The sequence below is a fragment of the Aeromonas rivuli genome (assembly GCF_020149575.1).
GTDB classification, from domain to species: Bacteria; Pseudomonadota; Gammaproteobacteria; order Enterobacterales; family Aeromonadaceae; genus Aeromonas; species Aeromonas rivuli.
In genome coordinates this window covers 3797434-3819943 of sequence record NZ_CP079742.1, presented here as the reverse complement: position 1 = coordinate 3819943, position 22510 = coordinate 3797434, and the positions used below count along the sequence as shown (strand labels likewise).

At 61.1% G+C, this 22510-nt stretch carries 17 protein-coding genes and 1 pseudogene; 9 read left to right on the top strand and 9 right to left on the bottom strand.

All coding sequences use genetic code 11. From position 1 onward, the window contains the following. The first annotated feature begins 13 nt into the window (after positions 1–13). The 5 genes from KYK33_RS17580 (at position 14) to KYK33_RS17560 (ending at position 6059) form a co-directional block, all read left to right on the top strand. On the top strand, positions 14–880 hold the full coding sequence (locus KYK33_RS17580; protein WP_224431343.1) for a DUF4434 domain-containing protein: 867 nt from the start codon (positions 14–16) through the stop codon (positions 878–880). A 531-nt stretch (positions 881–1411) separates the two neighbouring features. Continuing rightward, on the top strand, positions 1412–2755 hold the full coding sequence (locus KYK33_RS17575; RefSeq protein ID WP_396021366.1) for a TackOD1 domain-containing metal-binding protein: 1344 nt from the start codon (positions 1412–1414) through the stop codon (positions 2753–2755). Continuing rightward, the gene (locus KYK33_RS17570; protein WP_224431341.1) at positions 2748–4088 is read left to right on the top strand and encodes a glycosyltransferase family 2 protein; all 1341 of its coding nucleotides are present in this window, start codon (positions 2748–2750) and stop codon (positions 4086–4088) included. The genes KYK33_RS17575 and KYK33_RS17570 overlap by 8 nt, the downstream gene beginning before the upstream one ends. After that, on the top strand, positions 4088–5137 hold the full coding sequence (locus KYK33_RS17565) for an HlyD family secretion protein (RefSeq protein ID WP_224431340.1): 1050 nt from the start codon (positions 4088–4090) through the stop codon (positions 5135–5137). Before KYK33_RS17570 ends, KYK33_RS17565 begins: the two co-directional genes overlap by 1 nt. Positions 5138–5579: 442 nt before the next feature. Continuing rightward, positions 5580–6059, top strand: coding sequence for a L,D-transpeptidase family protein (locus tag KYK33_RS17560; protein WP_224431339.1), 480 nt, complete (start codon positions 5580–5582; stop codon positions 6057–6059). A 63-nt stretch (positions 6060–6122) separates the two neighbouring features. Here the strand turns inward: KYK33_RS17560 and KYK33_RS17555 are convergent, their stop codons facing one another. The 5 genes from KYK33_RS17555 to KYK33_RS17535 are packed head-to-tail and all read right to left on the bottom strand — an operon-like array spanning position 6123 to position 11445. Next, complete coding sequence (locus KYK33_RS17555; RefSeq protein WP_224431338.1) at positions 6123–6569, bottom strand: ion channel; 447 nt, start codon at positions 6567–6569, stop codon at positions 6123–6125. Continuing rightward, a complete protein-coding gene (locus KYK33_RS17550; RefSeq protein ID WP_224431337.1) occupies positions 6566–7594 on the bottom strand; it encodes a DUF2955 domain-containing protein in 1029 nt (342 codons plus the stop codon). The genes KYK33_RS17555 and KYK33_RS17550 overlap by 4 nt, the downstream gene beginning before the upstream one ends. Positions 7595–7628: 34 nt before the next feature. Further along, complete coding sequence (locus KYK33_RS17545) at positions 7629–8762, bottom strand: HlyD family secretion protein (protein WP_224431336.1); 1134 nt, start codon at positions 8760–8762, stop codon at positions 7629–7631. Positions 8763–8780: 18 nt separating this feature from the next. Continuing rightward, complete coding sequence (locus KYK33_RS17540; protein WP_052448275.1) at positions 8781–10325, bottom strand: efflux transporter outer membrane subunit; 1545 nt, start codon at positions 10323–10325, stop codon at positions 8781–8783. Then, on the bottom strand, positions 10315–11445 hold the full coding sequence (locus KYK33_RS17535) for an AI-2E family transporter (protein ID WP_042044248.1): 1131 nt from the start codon (positions 11443–11445) through the stop codon (positions 10315–10317). Before KYK33_RS17535 ends, KYK33_RS17540 begins: the two co-directional genes overlap by 11 nt. Before the next feature lie 516 nt (positions 11446–11961). On the opposite strand from KYK33_RS17535, the gene KYK33_RS17530 reads away from it, so the two are divergent. Next, positions 11962–12684 carry an AzlC family ABC transporter permease gene (locus tag KYK33_RS17530; protein ID WP_042044247.1) on the top strand — a complete coding sequence of 241 codons (723 nt, stop codon included), beginning with the start codon at positions 11962–11964 and terminating at the stop codon, positions 12682–12684. Between the two features lie 91 nt (positions 12685–12775). Next, entirely contained in the window at positions 12776–13117 is a 342-nt protein-coding gene (locus KYK33_RS17525; protein ID WP_042044246.1) for an AzlD domain-containing protein, read from the top strand. A 93-nt stretch (positions 13118–13210) separates the two neighbouring features. Here KYK33_RS17525 and KYK33_RS17520 read toward each other — a convergent pair whose 3' ends face one another. Together KYK33_RS17520 and KYK33_RS17515 are read right to left on the bottom strand one after the other, a co-directional pair. After that, positions 13211–14407 carry an amino acid aminotransferase gene (locus tag KYK33_RS17520; protein ID WP_224431335.1) on the bottom strand — a complete coding sequence of 399 codons (1197 nt, stop codon included), beginning with the start codon at positions 14405–14407 and terminating at the stop codon, positions 13211–13213. A 143-nt stretch (positions 14408–14550) separates the two neighbouring features. Next, complete coding sequence (locus tag KYK33_RS17515) at positions 14551–14826, bottom strand: metal/formaldehyde-sensitive transcriptional repressor (protein ID WP_224431334.1); 276 nt, start codon at positions 14824–14826, stop codon at positions 14551–14553. 71 nt (positions 14827–14897) lie between these two features. On the opposite strand from KYK33_RS17515, the gene dmeF reads away from it, so the two are divergent. Continuing rightward, on the top strand, positions 14898–15821 hold the full coding sequence (gene dmeF / locus KYK33_RS17510; RefSeq protein ID WP_224431333.1) for a CDF family Co(II)/Ni(II) efflux transporter DmeF: 924 nt from the start codon (positions 14898–14900) through the stop codon (positions 15819–15821). 118 nt (positions 15822–15939) lie between these two features. Here dmeF and KYK33_RS17505 read toward each other — a convergent pair whose 3' ends face one another. Next, positions 15940–16350, bottom strand: coding sequence for a hypothetical protein (locus KYK33_RS17505; protein ID WP_042044241.1), 411 nt, complete (start codon positions 16348–16350; stop codon positions 15940–15942). Positions 16351–16619: 269 nt separating this feature from the next. Here KYK33_RS17505 and pulA point away from each other — a divergent pair. Then, positions 16620–19901: pseudogene (gene pulA / locus KYK33_RS17500) on the top strand (pullulanase-type alpha-1,6-glucosidase); the annotation flags it as partial. A 135-nt stretch (positions 19902–20036) separates the two neighbouring features. On the opposite strand, the gene KYK33_RS17495 reads toward pulA, so the two are convergent. After that, on the bottom strand, positions 20037–22469 hold the full coding sequence (locus KYK33_RS17495) for a zinc/cadmium/mercury/lead-transporting ATPase (protein ID WP_224431331.1): 2433 nt from the start codon (positions 22467–22469) through the stop codon (positions 20037–20039). Positions 22470–22510: the final 41 nt, after the last annotated feature.

The window sequence follows — 22510 nt, the reverse complement described above, 5'->3', positions numbered from 1 at the left end:
ATTGATAAAGGGTATGATGCTGCTCCTGATGTGGATGGTGTTGCCAGCCCAGGCCAGCCAGGGCATTTTCTATCAGCCCCAGCTGCGGGATGCCGCTCTGAGCGAAGCCCGTTGGGATCAGATAGTGGCCAAGGTGAAACAGCATGGCTTCGATACCCTGGTGGTGCAGTGGACCCGCTATGGTGATGCCTTCGAGCAGCCTGAACAGAGCGACTGGTTGGCGGCCCGGCTACAGCGTGCCCAGGCAGCAGGTTTAACCCTGATCCTGGGGCTCTACTCGGACCCTGAGTTCTTCCAGCGTCAGGATCAGAGTGGTGGTCTGCTCACGCGTTATCTCGGGCAGCAGGAGAGCCGCAATCTGGCCCTGGCCAAGGTGTGGCAAGAGCGCCTTGGCAAGGATCGCATCGCCGGCTGGTATCTGCCGGCCGAGTTGGATGATCTCAATTGGCGCGACCCCCAGCGCCAGCAGTTGCTGGCTCAGCATCTGGCTCGCTCGGTCAAGGGGCTGCGCGAACTAAGCACAGCCCCCGTTTATATCAGCAGCTTCTTTACGGGCAAGATGAGTCCGCAAGCTTATCGGGAACTGCTGACTCGCCTGGCAGGCCAGGGGGTGAATCTGATGGTGCAGGATGGCAGCGGTACCGGGGTCTTGAGCCCCGCAGAACGAGGGCTCTACCTGAGCGCCCTCGAACCCTGTGAGGGGCGAGTGGCGGGTCTGGTTCATGAGCTGTTTGTCCAGCAAGGTGAGAGCGGTACCTTTCAGGCCGAGCCTTTGCCTGAACAACAGCAACGGGCACTCTGGGCGGCCCCCACTCGCTGCGGCAGCCAGCGCTGGTTCTTCTCATTGCGCTACCTGCCCGGCCTTGATGACATGCGCTGATATCGGCATTGCGACTATTTCTGTCGCAATGCTTTTTTCTGTAAGCTGTTAATTGTTGTAACAAACTATTTGTTCAATGGGATGCATTTTGAGAGGGCAACTCCAATATCCCCAGCCATGGCAGTGTATTGTGGCGAGGGGCAATTTCTTCATCCTGAAAATAAACCCCCTCTCTCTATCCGGGGTCATGGCAGGGAGATTGCCTCGTCCCATTGACTAATTCCCAGCCAGACTCTAAATCGGCCACTTCGCCACCCCCGATGTGAATCGGGTTCGAAAAGCTTCAGATCTCTTGTCCTCGAGATGGCTGAGCCGCACATGAAAATGGCGTCAGCTCTCAACCCTTCCAGTGCGTCCGCCTGTTTCATGCTATCTGTCGAGAACGTTGACAATCCTGCCGATGCTGCACCGGCCAGGGTAATACCCATACCAGCGGTATTGCCCTGGCCTTGATGGTGACAGCCAACAGGTCGTTCCGTTTATTAACTTGGTCTCTAATATGCCAGCGAATGGAAAGAGGGTATTTCCCCAATGATGATCATGAGTGAACAACCCGGCCAGATTGCGCTGCTGGGAGGCGCGGTGGATCGTGTTACCCAGTCTCTCCTCGATCTCTCCCTGTGGGATCCGGCACGGCAACCTGTGCTGCTGCTCAATCTGCCTGCCGATGAGCAAGACCGGGTGCTGCAGGCGGTTCGCCGGGATCCTTCCCGCTACCTCTATCCCGTGTTCTGCGTATTGCAGAGTCCGCTCTCTCCCATGCTGGCGGATGGTCTTATGCCACAGCTGGATGAGCGGGTGCCCGACATGCTGGAACGTTTGGCGCTGCTGACGCCGCGTGAGCATCCGGATGACATGGAAAAGCTGGCCTGGTACAGCTGGCCCCGTGCGTGGTTTCGCCTGCTGCCACGCTGGCAGGCCGGTTGTCGTCAGGGATACAGCTATCCGCTGCTGGATTGCTTGTTGGGAGCCGATGCCGGGGCATCCTTACCACAACTGGTTTCCGAACGGTTGTTGCAACATGAGCAACTGGTTGATCGGGTGCGCTTGTGCAACAGCTGCAACTCGGCTCACCTCAATTTCGTCGATGTGTGCCCGGAGTGCTCCCATATCGCCATTCAGGCCAAGCCAGCGGTGCACTGTTTCACCTGTGGCCATGTGGATGATCAGGATGCCTTCATGCAGCAGGGTGTCATGCGTTGTCCCAAGTGCGTGACAACCCTGCGTCACATCGGAGTCGACTATGATCGGCCACTGGAGAAGTACCGCTGCCTCTCTTGCCATGCCCGTTTTATGGAGGCCGCCGTTCTGGCGCGATGCCATGAGTGTGGCCAGGCCCACAAGCCAGACGATCTGGTGGTGGCGCCCATTTATGAGTATCGCATCGGCAAATTGGCTCGCCATATAGCCCGCGAGGGTATCCAGCAGTTACATATTCCCCTGACCTGGGGGACGCCCATGGCAATGGATCATTTCCCCTGGCTGTTGCAGTGGAACAACAGCCTGCTGCAGCGCCATGGCGGTCACCATACCCTGCTGGCAATCCGGATCGAACATCTTGCTGAGCTGCGCGCCGAGTTGGGCCTGTTGAAAACCCAGCAGCGGTTGGCTGCCCTGCTGGCCCGTCTGCAGGCACTGTTCCGGGATACCGATGTGGTGTGCCAGTATGCCGACGATCAGCTGTTGCTGCTGTTGCCGCATACCAGTGTGGAGGATTGGCAGGTCCTGCAAGGGCGGATCCTGGCACTCAACAGCGTTGAAGGACTGGATGCGCTGACGCTGAATGTGAAGGTACAGTCGCTGCCCACCGCCCTGGGTGAAGATGCTGGCGTCTGGCTGAGCCACTGGTTGGATGGGAGCCTCCCGAATGCCTGAGTGGATGAGTACTATCCGTTACATCCTGACCGAGATCCTGGGCAGCCTGCAATTTTCACCCAGGATGATCCTGCTGCTGCTGCCCATGCTGCTGTTGATGGAGGTGCCCCTGATGGCATTGACGCTGACCGGGATCCTCAAATGGTTTTCCCGTCAGGTGCCCAAAGCCTCCGATCTGCCGTTGTCACGTCGCTGTCCCAAGGTCTCCTGCATCATCACCTGCTATGGGGAGGGGGAGGCGATCCGATCCACTATCCTGACCCTCAAGGAGCAGCTTTATCGCGGTCATCTGGAGATCATCGCGGTGATCGATGGTGCCAAGGCCAACGCCCATACCTATCAGGCTGCCTTGAACTGCATCGCCGAATTTCAGGGATGCGAGACGCGTACCCTGGTGCTGTTGCCCAAGTGGCAGCGTGGTGGGCGGGTATCGACGCTCAATGCTGGCTTGTCTGCGGCAACCGGCGAGATAGTGATGAATGCCGACGGGGACACCTCCTTCGACAACAACATGATCGACGAGATGGTGGCCTGTTTCGATGATCCGGATGTGCCGGCCGTCGGCGGTGCGTTGAGGGTGCGTAACTTGCGCGATGGCCTGCTCACCCGAATGCAGGGGATCGAGTACATGATCTCCATGCAGGGAGGCAAGACGGGTCTGAGCGAATGGAACCTGATCAATAATATTTCGGGGGCGTTCGGGGCATTTCGCCGCGACTTCCTGCGCCAGATTGGTGGTTGGGATACCCACACGGCGGAGGATCTGGATCTGACGGTGCGGATCAAGCACTACCTCAAGCGCCACCCCAACCTGAAGATAGGGTTCGCCCCCAGGGCCATAGGTCACACGGATGCACCTGCGGATCTGATGACTCTGGCAAACCAGCGTCTGCGCTGGGATGGGGATCTGCTGTTTCTTTACCTGCGCAAGCACAAGTTGTCGCTGACGCCACGCATCTTGGGATGGAAGACCTTCCTGTTCACCCTGGTCTATGGGGTGGCGCAAAACGTGGTGATGCCCCTGCTGGTCATGGGATACAGCTGGTGGCTGGTGTTCAGCTATCCGGGCCAGTTTGTGACTGCCTTGATGCTGTGTCTCTATCTGGTCTATCTGTTCCTCACCCTGGTCAATTTTCTGGTATTTCTGCTCGCCATATCCGAGCGGCCCAACAGGGATCTGCGCATGCTGCCATGGTTGTGTCTGTACCCTGTCTATACCTTGCTGATGCGCCTGTGGTGCGCCGTGGCTCTGCTCAATGAAATATTCCGACGCGGTCATGAAGAGAGCAGCATGGCGCCTTGGTGGGTATTAAAACGAGGAAACAAATTCTGATGAAAGTCACGTTCAATCCCCCCAAGAAACGGGATGCCACCTCGGATGAAGGGATCCGGGTGTTGTATGCCCCTGCCAAGCGCATCGCATTTCGGCTTCGCTGGTATCTCATCCTGCTGCTGGCATTCAGCCCCGTTATCATACTGCTCTGGTATCTGGGACGAGAGTGGTGGCTGACCCAGGCGCCAGCCATCATCACCACCGAACCCCAGCTGGTGGTCGCCAATGGTGATGGTTTCATCCGCAGCATCTATATGTCTCCCGGCCAGTCCGTCTTGCAAGGGGATACATTGATGCGGTTCGAGTCACCGACGCTCATGGCCAACATCGAAGGGCGCAAGGCCCGGCTGAAAGCGATCGAACTGGACAAGGGGAGTGCCGAGCAGGCGATATTGCACAACCTGGATGAGCAGATCGCCATCGCCGATCGGGGCACCCGTGAGCAGGAGGGGATTTACAAGGAGTATGCGAATTACAGGAAGGAAAAACTGGTCTCCAGTGCCGAGTATGCCAGCTCTCTGCTGAGCTGGACTCAATCGCGCATTTTTCTGCAGAAGGCCAGGTCAGAAAAGACGCTGCAAGAGTTGCAGATCCAAGAGGATCACCTGACGGGGCCATTGGCCAGTGCTCGCCACTCTCTGGAGCAGGAGCTAACGGAGATGGAAGCCACGGCAAGGCAGCAACAGCCCCAGGCTCCGGCAACGGGAAGAGTCTCCGATGTGCTGGTGCAAGAGGGTGACTGGGTCTTTTCGGGCGCACCGCTTGCTCTGATCTCCAAGCATGAGGATCCCCTGGTCATCGCGTATGTGTTGCCAAAATACCTCTCCTCGATGGAGACGGGCCACAAGGCGATCGTCAAGTTGCCAAGCGGAGAGCGTTTGGCAGCCAGGGTTGCCAGACCGGTAGAGCTGGCCGACAAGTTGCCGGCTCAACTGGCCGCCCCGTTCGAGGGGGAGAAGGCGACACTCAAGGTCGCCTTGTCACTGGATGAAAAGCTGCCTCAGGGCTTGCTGGTCGAGGGACTGCCAGTCACGGTGTTGTTTGATTGAGCCAAAGTGCTGTGTCCCTCGGGGGCACAGCGCTTTCATCTGGGGTCAGCCGTCAAGGAGGGAACAAAGTGCATGTTTCTTATCTGACCTGATCGACCAATGCATCCGTATTGTCAGACTCTTCCTCTGCCCATGCCCGCCCTTGGGATCCTCTGCACACCTTCAGGTGCACAGGCCACTGGCACCCTTGCTCCTCCGGTCGGCCTTGCATCCATCTGCGGGTAGGTCGCCGGACCCACTGGCGATATCTCCTGGCTACTCATCTGATTTGATTATGGTTTCCAATCTGACGCGCGAAATGGACTCATAATGGCGCCTGATATGTTTCTCTGGGTATATTGAGTATTGATGGCGATCCAATATGATGACGCACGCCAGCCAGCGCTGGTATTCAGATGTTGTACTGTCAAGAGCCCGCAACAGAGGCTCGTCGAGGGATGGAATGAGAGCCGTAATATTATGTGTGCTGGGCCTGTGGCCCGCGTTGAGCTTTGCCAGTATGGGCATGAGTGCCGACATGGTCGTCGTGAACAAGTCCTCCTATAGCCTGAGCCTGATGAAGGATGGCAAGGAGTTGAAACGCTACTGGATAGCCCTGGGACCAGCCCCCAGGGGACACAAGCAGCGAGAAGGGGATCAGCGTACCCCCGAGGGGCGCTATACCCTGGATTACAAGAAGAGTGACTCAAACTTCTATCGTGCCATCCACATCAACTACCCGAGTCTGGACGATATCAAGACGGCCAACGAGCTGGGCGTCAGGCCGGGTGGCATGATCATGATCCACGGCCAGCGCAACGGCAATGGCTCCAGCTTGCAGCCGTCCAACTGGACCAATGGTTGCATCGCCATGCTCAACAAGGACATGGATGAGGTGTGGAGCGCCATCGAACCGGGCACCCCCATTATCATCAACCCCTGAGGGGCTGGATGAATAAAAACGGCAGGCCATTGGCCTGCCGTTTTTATTGGGGTGCTGGTCGTCTCAATCCAGTTTGACCCTCTCTCTTATCTGGGCCTTTATCAACGCCTGCAGCACGGCCATCAGTGCAGCACCCGTCATGCCAAACATCAGCACGCCATTGGCGGCTTCGAGCGGGCCCAGCATCTTCCAGTGATGACTCATCACTATGTCGCCATAGCCGAGAGAGGTGAAGTTGACCCCGGAGTGGTAGATGGCGTCATAGAGCTGGGTAAATTCCCCCAGGGTCAGGAACAAGGTGCCCCAGAGCGTGATCTGGATGAAATTACCCAGCATCAGCAACACCATGACAACCAGCAGGGGGCCGACACCACGCCCCAGCCAACCCGGAGTGGTGTTGTTGTGAACCTGGTTGATATAGAAGCGCACGGCCCAGAAGGTCACTGTGGCTTGCAACGAGAGGCAAATGAGCATGGTGGGCAAGCCCACCAGCAGGTTCATCAAGATCATGGCATCGTCTCGTGGTTGAGTGTCTGTGGGGATCGCCTGCTCGCGCGCCAGCGCTCAAGTATCCAGACCGCTCCCCAGGCGTAGCAGGCGACGAGCAGGAAAAGGCCCAGTCTGAACAGGGATGCCTGCAGTACATCCTTGCCGTTGGCGCTGTCCTGAATGGCCGGGCCCAGCAGTATCATCATGGTCATCAAGGCGTTGCTCCAGAAGGAGGGGGCAACCCGGCTCATTTTTATCCTGAATAGTCGCACGCCGAGCCAGAGGCTGGTGGCCATGATCCATAGCATCAGCATCCACAGATTGGGCCAGAGTGCGAGCCCGGACCAGGCAATGGCGGCGACCAGGGCGCCGACCAGGGTCGAGCCTATCAGCTCCTTGCCTGCATTGCGGGCATTGGTGGTACAGGCCTGCTGGCTAAGTGCGACCGTCTTCATGATGGCAGCCAGATAGTGGGAGGGGTCTTGCAGCGCCAACACCAGGACCGGCAGCACTATGATGACGGCCCGCAGTGCGACCCAGCCTGCGTTCTCCGGGCTGAGGTAGCCAGGCTTGGCAGCCTGGCTCGGTTCATCGGGAAACAGATTGTGAGAGACGGTGCCGATGAAGGCCCCCAGCATGACCCCGGTTGCCAGCGCCTGGATCACCATGAAGGCGAGGGCCTGATCCGCCACCCCGGCTACCGGGATCAGAGTGAAGGTGATGACCAGTAGCGTCAGTAAGGGGTTGCCACTCTTGAGGCCGGAGTAGAAGAGGCCAAACAGTATCAGGGCAATCAGCAGCAGGGCACTGACCCCATAGTGTTCAAGCAGGGGAACCATCAGCACGCCGCTGGCCATCAGCACCATGAGCACCCCTCCCATCAGCAACCCCTTGAGCAGGGGCAGAGGAGGGCCCGGTTTGCACAGCAGCAGTATCACCACCAGACAACTCAAGTGAGGCTGAGGCAGGGCCAGGCCGTAGGTCACCATGACACTGAGGCCCATGCCCAACGTGAGTCGCAGTACTGCTTTGTCGGCCCTGTGCATCAGGGTGTCGCTCCGTATCGCATTCGTTCTCCGCTCAATAGAGGTAGGAGAGCAGGCTCATCAACTTGATGAAGCATACCCCCAGGCCATTCATCAGCCAGTTGTCGCCGCTGTATACCAGCACTTCGGCCTGGCCGCCGACCCGGATCCCTTGAATATCCTTGAGCTCATCTTTTTCAAACTCGATGGCGACCGGGAAACGCTGAGCCTGACGTAGCCAGTCACGGTTGTTTTCCACCGTGGGCAGACTGCCAGCCGCACTCTGCGAACCCGAACTGACCCCGTTGCCCAGACTGCGGATCTTGCCCTTGAATACCCGGCCCGGCATGACGTCCAGCACTATGGCTACCTCATTGCCGGGAGCCAGATTACCCAGGTTGTTCTCCGTCATGTCGGCACTGATCCAGACGTCATGGATGGCGATGAGCGTCATGGCCGGGGTGCCGGCCGAGGTGAACTGACCGGCATCGGTGCGCAGGTCGGTGACCAGGCCGCGGGAGGGGGCCAGTACCCGGGTGTGACTGAGATCCAGCTCTGCTTTTTCGATGGCGGAGCGAGCGCTGATGAGCTGGGAGTTGTTGTCGCCACTATTGCCGGCGGCTTCCTTGGCCTGGATCAGGCTGGCTTCGGCGGCCTTGACCTGACTCTGGGCCTGCACCCGAGTGGCGCGGGCTACTTCGAGGCGACGTACCGAGATGGCTCCGGGATCCTCGGCATAGAGCCGCTCCTGGCGATTGGCGTCTTGCTCGGCCTTGAGACGATTGGCCTTGGCGGCCTGCAAGGAGGCTTCGGCGGCAATGACACCGGCCCCCGCCGCATTGACCGAGCGCGACACCGAATCGTAGTCGGATTTGGCCCTCTGCAGGGCTATCTGATACTGACTGGGATCTATCTCGAACAGCGGCTGACCGAGCGCGACATCCTGGTTGTTCTGCACCAGTACCTGCTGCACCTGACCCGAGACCTGGGCGGCGATGGGCACCACGAAGGCCTGCACCCTGGCCTGGGAGCTATAAGGGGTCAGACGATCGGCGGTGAAGTACCACAGCAGGCTGATGGCGATCAGGGCAAGCAGCAGCAGGGTGCCGATACGGCTCCCCTTGCCCGGCTGAGGGCTGGGCGGCGACGCTGGCGGATTGGCGGGGGGCATGGGGGTATCTTGGCTCATGGTCTTCTCGTCATCTTGTTAGGGGGCATCGGCAGTGGGCAGCGGATCGGTCAACAATGGACCCCAATCACTGCGCGATTGCATCTCTTGCTGGCTCTGTGCATCGAGCAGTGGACGATTTCGCCCTTGCTGCCAACCTCCCCCCATTGCCTTGTAGAGGGAGATCAGGCTGAGCATCACATTGCCGCGGCTGCTGACCAGACGCTCTTGCTGGCTGAACAGGGCCCGCTGGGAGTCGAGCACCCGCTGGAAGTCCGCCATGCCTTCCCGGTAACGGATATTGGCGATGTCGAGGGAGCGGCGGGCAGCCTGCTCGGTCTGCTCAAGCAGCGCTATCTGCTCTTCATTCTTGGCAAACCCTATGGCGGCATCGTCGATCTCGCGCGCGGCGCCGAGCAGGGTATTCTGGTAGCTCTCCTTGAGCTGCTGGAAGCGGGCATCTTGCACCAGCACCGCATTGCTGAGCAGGCCATGGTCAAACACATTCCACTTGAAACTGGGGCCTATGCCCCAGTCCAGGGTAGAGCTGCTGCCCGACAAGGAGGTGGCCGACAGGCCGACCGAACCGAGCAGGGTGAGGGAGGGGTAGAGCTCCGCCTCGCTCACGCCTATCAGGGCGGATTGTGCCGCCATCAGCCGCTCGGCACTGCGCACATCCGGTCTGCGGCGGATAAGATCCGCTGGCAAGTCTGCCGCCAAGGTAAGTTTGGCGTGAGGGATGATGCCAATGTCGGCACTCATCTCCGGCAGGGGACCGGGGGCGCGGGCCAGCAGGGTGCTCAGGGCGTTTTGCCCCTGACGCAGACTGGCCTCAAGGGAGGGAATACCGGAGAGCGTACTCAGGTATTGGGTCTTGGCCTGCTGTACGTCCAGCTCATCGCTGTTGCCGCTCTTGAACAGCTTCTCGGTGATCTCCAGGCTGCGCTTTTGCAACTGGGCGTTGTCCCGGGAGATCTGCAGGCGCGACTCCAGGGTGCGGATGTTGACATAGAGGCTGGCCACCTGGGCTGCCATCAACACCTGCACATCATCATATTGCGCGAGGGTCGAGAAGTAGCTGGCGTCGGCCGCCTCTATGCTGCGCTGGAATTTACCCCAGAAGTCGATCTCCCAGCCGAGATTGGCACCCAGGCCATAGCTCATGAAGTGACTGTCGGGTCCGTCCCGCACCTGCCCTGTCTGCAGGGCGCTGCCGCTCACCTGTTGCAGCTGGGGATAACGACTGGCATCGGCGATGCCAAGTTGTGCCCTGGCTTCCAGAATGCGCAGGCCTGCGATCCGCACATTAGGGTTCTTGGTCAGGGCCTCCTGTACCAGGCTATTGAGCACGGGATCCTGAAGCTGGGTCCACCACTCATCAAGCGCTACGGCTGATTTTTGGGCCTGAGTCTGGCCGAGGGAGCCTCCCTGCCACTGGCTAACGGGACCACCCTCTGGCCTGACATAGTCGGGCCCGAGGGTGGTACAAGCACTCAGCAATAGACTACCGAACAGGGCGACCCCTAAGGGCGCCCTGCGGTAACTGATGCTATCTGTGTTGGCTGACGATGGTTCAGGGGGCATCTTGCTGCTCTGTCTCCTGGGTGTTGCGGCTCAGCGGAGTGAGATGATCCCCTGCTACCCAGGTCATGAAGATCTGGTAGCCGATGGCGAGCAGGGCCGCCCCGACGAACATGCCGAGTATGCCGCTTGACACCATGCCACCCAGGGCGCCCAACAGAATGATCGGCATGGGCGCATCGACGCCGCGACCGAGCAGCAGAGGCTTGAGCACGTTGTCGGCCAGACCTGAGATCACCAGCAGCACTGTGTAGGCAACGGCTGGGGCAGTCGCGTAGTCGCCGCTGCTCCAGATATAAATGACGCAGGGAATGAAGATGACGGCGGCCGGGATCTGGGCAATGCCCAGGATCAGCGCAATCAGCGCAATCACGCCAGGGGCGGGAATACCGGCGATGGCGACCGAGAGACCGAGCAAGATGGCCTGGATGAAGGCGACCCCGATGACCCCTTGTGCCACGGCGCGTATGGTCGCGGTGCAGAGGGTGGCGAATTCGTCACCACGATGCTCACCCATGATGCGGGCCGAGATGGCGCGCGCGCTCCGTTGACCCGGCAAGCCGTAGGCCATGATGATGCCAGCGACCGCGAAGGAGAGGATAAACTGGAGCATGCCGGTGCCCATGCTGGCCACCATGCCGAGGGCTGTCTTGGCCAGGTTACCTATCTTGGGCTGCATGCTCTGAATAAAGGCGGGCAGATCGGTCGCAGCCTGATGCCAGACGGCGTAGACCTTTTTGCCGACGATGGGCCAGGTGCCCACGGATTCAGCGGGCATGGGGATCACCAGGCTGTTGGCCTTCATGTCATGGACGAAACCCGTGATGGTATCGGCCAGGGAGCTGGTCAGTACCGCCGTTGGCCCCACGATCAGGACTATGCCGCACAGCACCAGCAGGGTGGCTGCCCGCCCCTGGCGGTTACCCAGTCGCGCCGCCAGCTTCTGGTGGAAGGGGTAGAGGGTGACTGCCAGGATCAGGGCCCATAACATCAGGGTCAGGAAGGGGGAAAAAATACCGTAGCAGGTGATGACCAGCGCCAGGATCAGACCAGCCTTGATAAGCACATCCAACAGCTTGTTAAACAAGCGGCGTTCCAGTTCGGGGTTAGTATCTTGTTGCATATCAGGCTCTCATGATGGAAGTGAGGTTAGGTCATCAAGTATCGGTAATTTTTAGGAGGGCATTCTTTAATTATTTACCTGTCCCCAGGCTTAACCACTTGTCTTTTTTCGGGTAATGGATGAAAAAGGTCGTTAAATATCAATATATTGTTTTATATAAGATTAATAAAGAAGCTATTTACGAGTTTGTAAAGAGGGTCACGGGGCGCGTGCTCGTTTGTTTATGGTGCACAAAGGTGACGGATTGATGAACGCTGGCAGGCACACCTATTCATAGGAGCAGCTAAAGCGACGTTATACCAGCCATCGCTGGCGGCCTAGATATCTGTCATGGCGCCCGGGTGTCTGCAAATATGTCACCGTCGTGAACGCAGTGCGTGAGCAGCCTTAACCAGCTGTGCTGCCAGGGGCTAAGCCGGGTGATGTATCAATGGCTTGAATGACGCCCGCCGGGTTAGAGTTCATCCCTTGACTGTGGTAGTTTGCTTGCTCCTTTTTATGCAGTGGAATACAGATATGGCCGTCAATTCCGCGCAGCACGCAGCCAGCGCCTCTCGCTTCTCCCGCCCGCTCCTGGTGCGGGCCAGTCTGGATATATTGCCGCTCTCGGTGTCCGTGGTGCCCTGGGGGATCCTCTGCGGCGCCTTGGCGCTGCAGGTGGGGCTGAGCCCCCTGCAGGCACAGCTGATGTCACTGCTGGTATTCGCCGGGGCGGCCCAGCTCTCTGCCAGCACCCTGATCGGGGCGGGAACCCCTCTGTTGCCTATCCTGGGCTCTACCTTCGTCATCACCTCCCAGCACTTCCTGTATGGCTTTACCTTCAGGCGCGAGGTGATAGGGCTGCCGCTGCGCTGGCGTGTCGGGCTCGCCTTCTTTCTCACCGATGAGATGTTTGCGGTGGCCCTCAAAGACAGGGAGCATCAGGGGGTATTCAATCCCGCCTATGCCCTGGTAGCCGGGGTGGTCTTCTACCTGTTCTGGAACCTGGCGACCCTGGTCGGCATCGCCGCTGGCCAGTACATTCAGGGGTTGGAACAACTCGGCCTCGACTTTGCCATCGCCGCCACCTTTATTGCCATGACGATCCCGGCCATGAAGAGTGTGCCCATGGTGGCCGCCACCCTGGTCAGCGGCGGTCTGGCTGTCATCACCAAGCACTGGTTTGCCGAGGTGTACATCATCATCTCCTCCCTGGCGGGCATGCTGGTGGGATATCTGTTGCAACGGGCGAGGGATTGACGATGAACAACGTGATAAAGGGGGCAGCGATCCGCGTTTCTGTACCTTCAACCCCATGGGATTCCGCGCTGCAATGGGGAGGACGCCGGAGATGAGCTGGCTCATGATAGGCCTGCTGGCCATGATCACCTTCTTCAACCGTTTTGCCTTTTTCTCCCGCCTGACTCGCTATCAGCCGGGGGAGGAGATGGGCACCTTCCTCAGCTTCTCCGCCCAGTCGGTGCTGACGGCCATCTGGTTGCCCATAGTGTTCAGCTACGAGCCTGCGGCGGGGCTGAGCTGGGATCTGGATTACCTGCTGGCCGCCGTGCTGGTGACGTTGCTGACCCTGCTGCGGCTGCCGACGCTGGCAGTGGTGGTGATCGGCATGGGCGGCTTCTTCCTGCTGCGCTGGCTGGGTGGCGCCCATGCCTTGTGGGCAATGCTGCCCTGAGCGGTGAGCGCGGAGGCCGTCATCCATAGAAAGAGCCCCGCCATGGCGGGGCTCTTTCGTGAGGATTGTCAGCGGCAATGAATACGCGGGGTCTTAATCCTTGAGCACGGCGGCGAAGGCGTCGGCTACGTATTCCACATTGCGGCTGTTGAGCCCCGCCACGCACATGCGGCCCGAGCGCACCAGATAGACGGCGAACTCCTCGCGCAGGCGATCGACCTGGCTTGGGGTCAGGCCGGTATAGCTGAACATGCCGCGCTGGCTGATGAAGTAGCTGAGATCCCGGCCTGGCAGTTTGGCGCTGAGCACCTCGAACAGCTTCTGGCGCATGGCCTTGATGCGGGTGCGCATCTCGGTCACCTCATCGAGCCAGAGGGCGCGCAGCTCAGGCTGAGTCATCACCGCTGCGGTGATTTGACCGCCGTGAGTGGGCGGGCTGGAGTAGTTGCGACGCACGGTCGCCTTCATCTGACCCAGTACCCGACTCGCCTCTTCCGCATCTTTGCAGATGACGGACAGGCCGCCACAGCGCTCTCCGTAGAAGGAGAGGTTCTTGGAAAATGAGTTGCTGACGAAGAAGCTGACGCCTGCGTTCAGCATGGCGCGGATGGCGTAGGCATCTTCCTCCAGACCGTCACCGAAACCCTGATAGGCGATGTCCATAAAGGGAATCAGCCCTTTATCCACGATGAGGGCGATCACCTGATCCCATTGGGCGCGGGAGAGGTCCACGCCGGTCGGGTTATGACAGCAAGGGTGCAGCAGCACTATGCTCCTGGCGGGCAGCGCGCTCAGACAGTCGATCATGGCGCCGAAGTTCAGACCACCACTGGTTTCGTCATAGTAGGGGTAGTCGTGCACCTTGATGCCGGCTCCCTCGAACATCGCCTTGTGGTTGTCCCAGGTCGGATTGCTGACCCACACCTCTGAGGCAGGGAAATAGCGCTTGAGCAGATCGGCGCCGATCTTCAGCGCGCCCGAACCACCTATGGTCTGGATGGTGGCGATACGACCCGCCTTGACGGCGGCGTGCTCGGCGCCAAACAGCAGATGCTGTACCGCGCTGCGGTAGTTGGCGGCGCCCTCCATTGGCTGATAGGGGCGCGGCGCCGGCGCGGCGGCCCGCTGGGCTTCGGCCTGCTGCACGGAAGTCAGCAGCGGAATGCGGCCCTGCTCGTCGTAATAGAGGCCGATCCCCAGGTTCACCTTCTGCTCGCGGGTGTCTTTGTGAAAGGTCTCGACCAGGGTCAGTATGGGGTCGCCAGCGTAGGCATCGACGTGTTCAAACATGGGGGATCCTTGCGAAGTTGCATCCAGAATTCGGAGATCAATGATCGGCAGCCATCATGGCGTAAAGCGGACGAGGGCTCAAGCCTGAAACCGGCGGTTAATCATGCTGCTGCCAAGTTGGCCGTATCCCAGGGAGAGGCTCGTTATTTCAGATAGGAACGCAGTACCCGCACCACCTGATCCAGATCCTCCAGCCGCTCGGCCGGGGTAGCCTCTTCGGCGCCGAGGTGTTCGCGCATATGGCCCTCCAGTACCTCCAGCATCAGGCCGTTGACGGCGCCGCGGATGGCGGCAATCTGCTGCAAGATGGCAGTGCAGTCGGTCCCCTGCTCCAGGGCGCTCTCCAGCGCACCTGTCTGCCCCTTGATGCGTCTGACCCGGGCCAGCAGCTTCTTCTTGTCGTGAATGGTGTGTGACATGGGAAATCCTGATGATCGAAAAAACTATACTGGGGTATAGTATATTGCATCAAAGCCCGCAGGAGAAATCCATGTCATCCGTCGCTACCCATCACTGTCATCAACCCGTCTTGCATCAGGGTAATCCCCTGGCCGAACAGAAGACCCGCTGGGCCGTGCTGCTGACTCTCATCATGATGGTGGCGGAGATCAGCGGTGGCTGGTTCTACAACTCCATGGCGCTGCTGGCCGACGGCTGGCACATGAGCTCCCATGCGCTGGCACTCGGTCTCTCGGTGCTGGCCTATCGTGCCGCCCGCCATTATGCCCGGGATTATCGTTTCAGCTTCGGCACCTGGAAGATCGAAGTGCTGGAGGGCTTTACCAGTGCCCTGCTGCTGGTGGGAGTGGCGGGCTTGATGCTATTCGAGTCGGTGGCTCGGCTGCTGGATCCCAGCCCCATTCACTACCAACAGGCGATCGCCATCGCCTTGCTCGGTCTGTTGGTGAACCTGGCCTGTGCCTGGTTGCTCAAGGAGGATCATCACCACGGCCATCATGACCGTCACCATGGCCACGATCATCACGATCATCATCAGGATCTGAACCTGCGTGCCGCTTACCTGCACGTGCTGGCGGATGCGGCGACTTCGGTGCTGGCCATCTTCGCGCTGGTGGGGGGCATGCTGTGGGGCGCCGACTGGCTGGATCCTCTGATGGGCATTGTGGGCGCCGTGCTGGTGGCCGTCTGGGCAAAGGGCCTGCTGCGCGACACCGGGCTGGTACTGCTGGATGCCGAGATGGATGCCCCCCTGGTGGCGGAGATCCGCGAGCTTATCGCCACCCTGCCCGGCGCCGAGATCCGCGATCTGCACGTCTGGCGAGTCGGTCAGGGGCAATATGCCGGGGTGCTGTCACTGGCCATGGCGGATCCGGTGCCGGCCCGGCAGATCCGCGAGCAACTCGCCATCCACGAGGAGCTGGTGCATCTCACCATCGAGATAGCACAGGCCTGATGCTCCAGGCTGGGGCGGTGCTCTCCTCTTGCTCTTGGGCGATCTCATGGGGGAGGGGGCTCATCAGCCCCTTGTGCAGCGGCGAGCAGGGAATATCCATCGTTACCTGACGATCCCTCTAGGGGTGAGGGTGGTGTTCCTCGACGGCGCTGTGTTGCCAGACGGCCCCCAGCAGCAGCTTGAGGAACAGCTTGGGTGGATCGTCCAGCAAGTGGCCCGATTCCAGTTGCAGCTGACCATCGGCGCGAAAACTCAGGCTGGCATGGACTGTGCCGGTCTCATCCAGGATCTGGAGCAGGCCGTCGAGGGCAGGGTGCTTGGTGGGCTGGCAGCGCAGCCGCAACTCGCGGGGCTCTCCCAGCAGGGTGAAGGCTCGGCACAGGGGTGGTGTCTCTTCATAATCGGGCCAGCTGAAGAAGTGATACTGCTCCGCCAGGGCCCCCGCCAGCTGGCAGAATTGGTTAAACAGCTGGTTGAGGGCCTGATATTCCCTGTCCAGCTGCCTGGCGTGCTCCTCGATCCTTGTCATATGGCATACCCTCTCTATCTATTTGATCCTAATCTGGTTTTTTCTGAATTTTGTCGCCTTGTCCCAGTTGTGAGGCTAAATAGTCCCCCGGTCTGTGAGCCCGATCCAACTTCTGTTATGAAAACGTTATCTTGTTGAAAGTGTATGAGTTTTATGCAAAACCGCTCACGTTTGCATCCCAGGCCGCTGATTAATATGGTTCTGCTCGGCACTGACCGGGCCTGAACGTCTCGACCGTCGGGACTCACACAGCGGGAATAATAAAAAACATGGATATGAAAAAGACCAAGGTGGCGCTGGTAACAGCCTCACTGCTGACCCTATTGTCCGGCTGCAATGGCAATGGCAGCGGCTCCGATAACGACAGTGGTAGTGGCACCGATCCGGTTGCCCGGCTGCCCAAGATGGATCCTCCCAAGGAGTTGCTGGTAGCGGGACCGAATGAGGCGGTGATCGCCCTGGTAGACACCCAGTCTGCCGCGGCGCGCGGGGTGGATGGCCCCTTCGCCAGTTACAGCCTGCACCTGTGGAACAACGATGCCTGCAGCGCCACCGCCGCCGGCGGCCTGAATGCGAGCTGGGATGATGGGAGCAAGACGCCAGCCAGTGCCGACAGCGTCGGCCCGGCCTGGGTTGTGCCCCTCGACAAGCTGGAAGGCTGCATCAACTTTATCGCCCGGGATGGTTCCCTCGGCAACCTGACGGGCAGCGACATGAAGGTGATCTTCCAGGATCACCCGGATCGCACCGTCGCCATCTTGGCAGGCAAGGGGGATGTCTATGGCAGCCGGGCCGAGGCGTTCAACGCCGCCTTCGGGGTAGCGGGGGCCAGTGCCCATCTGATCGACGGCAACACCCTGATCTGGCAAGGGGGCAAGGACAAACCCCATGTGCGTCTCTACTACACGGAATCAGGCACCATCACCGCCAATGGCGAGGGAGTGTTTGACTTCCCCTACCTCAAGCTGACCCCGACCAGCCTCTCGACCTCGCAGCAGGCCAAGTATCCGCACCTCAAGGACGCCACCGCGTTCGCTTTGCCTGCCGGTAAGGACCTCAAGCCCTTGCTCAAGGGGGAGTTGGTGGCAATTGGTACCGACCAGGAGGGGATCTTGCAAGCGGCGACCCTGGTACAGAGCGCTGGCGCCCTGGATGCCGTCTATGCCGAGGCCGCCACCAAGCTGGCCTACGGCGCCATAGCGGAAGGGGGCAACGTCAGCTTCCGGCTCTGGGCACCGACGGCGAAGTCGGTCAAGCTGGCGCTGTTCGATGAGCAGCACAAATCCCTAGGCGAGCGCGCCATGACGCTGGATGAGGCGAGCGGCAGCTGGAGCCTGCAGGGTGGCAGCGAGCTGGTGGGCAAGTTCTACCGCTATGCCGTCGAGGTCTATCACCCCCTCAGCCGCAAGCTGGAGTCCTATCAAGTGACCGACCCCTACTCCCTGAGCCTGGCCATGAACTCCGAGTTCAGTCAGGTGGTGGATCTCGACGATCCGGCCCTCAAACCCGTAGGTTGGGATAGCCTGAAAGCCCCCCACAGCCAGGCCAATCCCGCCGATATCGTCATCTATGAGGCCCATGTCCGGGACTTGACCGGCAACGACGACTCCACTCCGGCCGAGCATCGCGGCAAGTTCCTCGGCCTGACCGACAGCGACAGCGTCCCCGTCACCCACCTGAAATCCCTGGCCAAGAGCGGCGTCAGTCACCTGCACCTGCTGCCGGTGTTCGACATCGCCACCATTGACGAAGATCCGGCCAAGGTCGCCAACCTCCAGGATGACTTCAGCAAGCTGTGTCAGGTCAACCCTGAGGTGCAAAACTCCAGGTTTGCCAGCCACTGCGGCGGCGGCCAGACCATAGCGGCCGTGCTTGGCGATCTGCAGATGAGCGACAGCAAGGAGAATCCTGTGGTGCAGGAGCTTTACGGTTATCTGCGCGGGGTGGACTCCTTCAACTGGGGTTATGACCCCTACCACTACACCACCCCGGAAGGCTCCTACGCCACCAACGCCGAGGGCACGACCCGGATCAAGGAGTTCCGCGAGATGGTGCAGGCCATCAAGCAGAACATCGGCATGAACGTGGTGATGGACGTGGTCTACAACCACACCAACGAGGCGGGGCTCGGCTCGAAATCCGTGCTCGACAAGATAGTGCCCTGGTACTACCAGCGCCTCAATCCCGAGACCGGCTCGGTGGAGAACTCCACCTGCTGCTCCAACACGGCGCCGGAACACGCCATGTTCGCCAAACTGATCGACGACTCCCTGGTGACCTGGGCGCGGGACTACAAGGTCGACGCTTTCCGCTTCGACTTGATGGGTCACCATCCCAAGGATCAGATGGTGCAGGCCCTGGCGGAGGTGAAGAAGGTCAACCCCGAGATGTACTTCTACGGCGAGGGCTGGAACTTCGGCGAGGTGGAGAACGACAAGCGCTTCGTGCAGGCCACCCAGCAACACCTGGCCGGGACCGGTATCGGCTCCTTCTCCGACCGGTTGCGGGACGCGGTGCGCGGCGGCAGCCCGTTCGACGGCGGTGAAGGCATTCGCAAAGCCCAGGGCTTCGGCAATGGCGCCTTCGTGGCTGCCAACGAGCTGGACGGGGTCGAGCTTGCCACCGCCCTGCATCAGTCCGATCTGGTGCGTCTGGGCATGGCCGGCAATCTCAAGGCGTTCGTGCTGACCGACAAGGATGGCGTGGCGAAGAAGGGGGCGGAGATCGACTACAACGGTCAGGCCGCGGGTTATGCCCAGGATCCGACCGAAGTTCAGAACTACGTCTCCAAGCATGACAACCAATCCCTGTTCGACAACCTGGTCTACAAGGCGCCACAAGGTGCCGATCTGGTACGGATGCAGGGGGTGTCGCTGGCCACCGCCATGCTGGGGCAGGGCATTCCCTTCACCCACGCTGGCAGCGAACTGTTGCGTTCCAAGTCCATGGAGCGCGACAGCTACGACTCCGGTGACTGGTACAACAGAGTCGATTACACCCTCGGCGACAACAACTTCGACAAGGGCTTGCCACGCAAGGATAAAGACGGCGACAACTACCCGTTGATCGAGCAGGTGCTCGGCCAGCACGCCACGCCGGGCTCGGCCGAGATGCAGCAGATGGTGAGCTTCTACCAGGAGCTGGCCGAGCTGCGTCAATCCTCCCGTCTGCTGCGTCTTGGCAGCGGGGCCGAGGTGATCAAGCGGGTCGACTTCCGCAACACCGGGCCGGACCAGATCCCCGGCCTCATCGTGATGTCGGTGGATGACGGCGCGAGCGCAGGGGCGGATCTGGATCCTGCCATCGATGGTCTGGTGGTGATGATCAACGCCACCAACACCAGCCAGAGCATCGGCGATTTGCGTGACGGCAAGGGTCAAGTCATCGATCTGTCCGGCATGGTGTTGAGTGGCAAGCATCGCGGTAGCAACAGCATCGCCAATGGCGCGGCTGCTGGCAGCGGCCAGCTGACCCTGGGGGCCTGGTCCGCCGCCGTCTTCGTCAAACCGCAAGCCGGTGCCCAGGGGGCGGGTCTGCCGCTGGGCAAGAAGGGGTAGGCCAAGGTGCCATGAGCTGGGGGCAGGGCGGTAGCGCCCAGCCACCTCAGAAAATAAAAGCCAGCCCGAGGACTGGCTTTTTCATGTCCGGCATCTGCGGGGCAGTGCCGTGGCCGGTGATATTGCTGCTTAGCGCTTGCGCAGCAGGCGCAGGGCGTTGGCGGTGACCAGGGCGGTGGCGCCGGTATCGGCCAGCACCGCTATCCAGAGCCCGGTGATGCCGAGCAGGCTGGTGACCAGGAAGATGGCCTTGAGCCCCAGCGCCAGCGCGATGTTCTGGTGGATGTTGGCGAGCGCCGAGCGCGACAGCCGGATCATGGCGGCGAGGCCACCGAGCTGGTTGTGGGTCAGGGCCGCATCGGCGGTCTCCAGCGCCACGTCGGTGCCGCCCCCCATGGCGATGCCGATGCTGGCCCGCTTCATGGCGGGGGCGTCGTTGATGCCATCCCCGATCATGGCCACCTTGCGGGTCTTTGCGAGTCTGGCTACCTCCTCCACCTTGCCCTCCGGCAACAGGCTGGCCCGCCACTCCATGGCGAGCTCACCGGCGATGGCCTCGGCGGCGCGCGGGTTGTCCCCGGTCAGCATGATGCTTTGCAGCCCAAGCTCCCTGAGCTCCTGCAAGGCCGCAGCGGCGTCTGGCCGGATCTGGTCGCGCAGCGCCAGCAGGGCAACCGGCACTGTACCTGACTGACTGAGGACGACCACCGTCTTGCCCTGAGCTTCCAGACGAGTGATCTGCTGGCTGATGGCCTCGCTGAGATCGGGGATCCGGCTCGGGGCCAGCAGTTGCCAGAGGGCGCCGTCGATGCGTCCCTCCACCCCCATGCCCGGCAGGGCGCGCAGATCCTGGGCGTTGGTCAGGGTCAGCCCCTGCTCGCTGGCGGCGGCCACCACGGCACGGGCCAGCGGGTGATGGGAACCCTGCTCGATGGCGGCGGCCAGGGCCAGCAACACTGTCTCGGCTTGGCCATTGAGGCTGACAAGCTCGGTCAGCCGCGGCTTGCCCAGGGTCAGGGTGCCGGTCTTGTCGAAGGCGATGGTATCGACATGGGCCAGTCGCTCCAGTGCTGCGCCCCCCTTGATCAGCGCTCCTTGCCGGGTCGCCGCCGCCAGGGCCGAGGTCACCGCCGCCGGGGTGGAGATCACCAGGGCGCAGGGGCAGCCGATGAGCAGCAGCGCCAACCCGCGGTAGATCCACTCATCCCAGCTCTGGCCGAAGGCCAGCGGTGGCACTATCACCACCAGCAGGGCGACCAGCATCATCGCCGGGGTGTACCAGCGGCTGAAGCGGTCGATGAAACGCTCGATAGGGGCGCGCTGGCTCTCGGCCTCCTCGATGAGGTGCAGGATGCGGTCGATGGCGTTGTTGCCGGGCTCTGAGACCACCTCGAGGCGCAGCACTCTATCCGCCGCCAGACTGCCAGCGGGCACCTTGTCCCCCTGGCGGCGCTCTATCGGAATGGATTCACCGGTCAGGGCGCTCTCGTCAAAGGCCCCGAGGGGGTCGAGCAGGCGGGCATCGGCGGGCAGGCGGGCGCCGGGGGCGATTTCGATGATGTCACCGGGACGCAGCGCGTCGGCGGCTACCTCTTCCCGTATTTCACCATCTACGGTGGTACGAATGCGCAGCGCCTGATCGGGCACCAGGGCCATCAGGGCGGTGACCCCGGCGCGGGCACGACCGGCGGCATAGGCCTCCAGATGTTCCCCCAGCATGAACAGCAGCAGCACCATGGCCGCCTCGGCGGTCTCGCCGAGGAAGAGGGCGCCGAGCGCTGCCACCGTCATCAGGGTCTCGATGGCGAAGGGGGAGCCGCTCCTGGTCAGGGCCCAGGCCTTGCGGGCCACGGGCCAGAGTCCCCACAGGGTCGCCAGGATGAACAGTGGCTGGCCGAGGGTGTCGGGCAGCAGGGCCGCCACCAACATCAGGGCGGCCAGGGAGAGGGGCTGCCCATATTTGCCGAACAAGTTGCCCAATGCTGTCAGCAGAGGGCCACGCGGCTGGCCGGCGGCGGCTTTGGCACTGGCCTCGCCCTTGAGTCGGAAGCCAGCTTGCCGCACGGCGGCGGTGACGGGGTCGGGGGAGAGGCCGGGGGCGAGATCCACCACCAGCTTCTCGGTGGCAAACAGCACCCGGGCCTGCTGCACGCCGGCCACCCGACCGACGGCGGTCTCTATCTTGCGGGCGCAGCTGGGGCAATCCATGCCCAGCACCTGCCAGCTATGGCGGCGACTGTTCTGAGTCGGCGAAGCCAGGGGCTCAGGGCTGTCGGCGACCGACTGATGATCATGACCCGCATGGTCGTTATGGTCATGAGCTGGCTGCGAGTCACAGCAACCCTGACTCTGACAACTTCCTCTGGGGGGCTCTTCATCCCCCGGTGATTCGTTTACCTCTTGCTCCTGATGGGCATGGGAGGCCGTACTGGCGCTGCAGCTGACCGGGGCCGCATTGTCGCAGCAGTGGCTGTCGTGCCCGTGTTCGTGTTGATGGGGTGCGGCCTTGCCGATGGCCTTGATGGGGGCGGCATGGGAATGGCTGCAGCAGGATTTGCTCATGATGAGTCCCTCTTGAGTGGATCCCGCCCCTGCGGGATCCC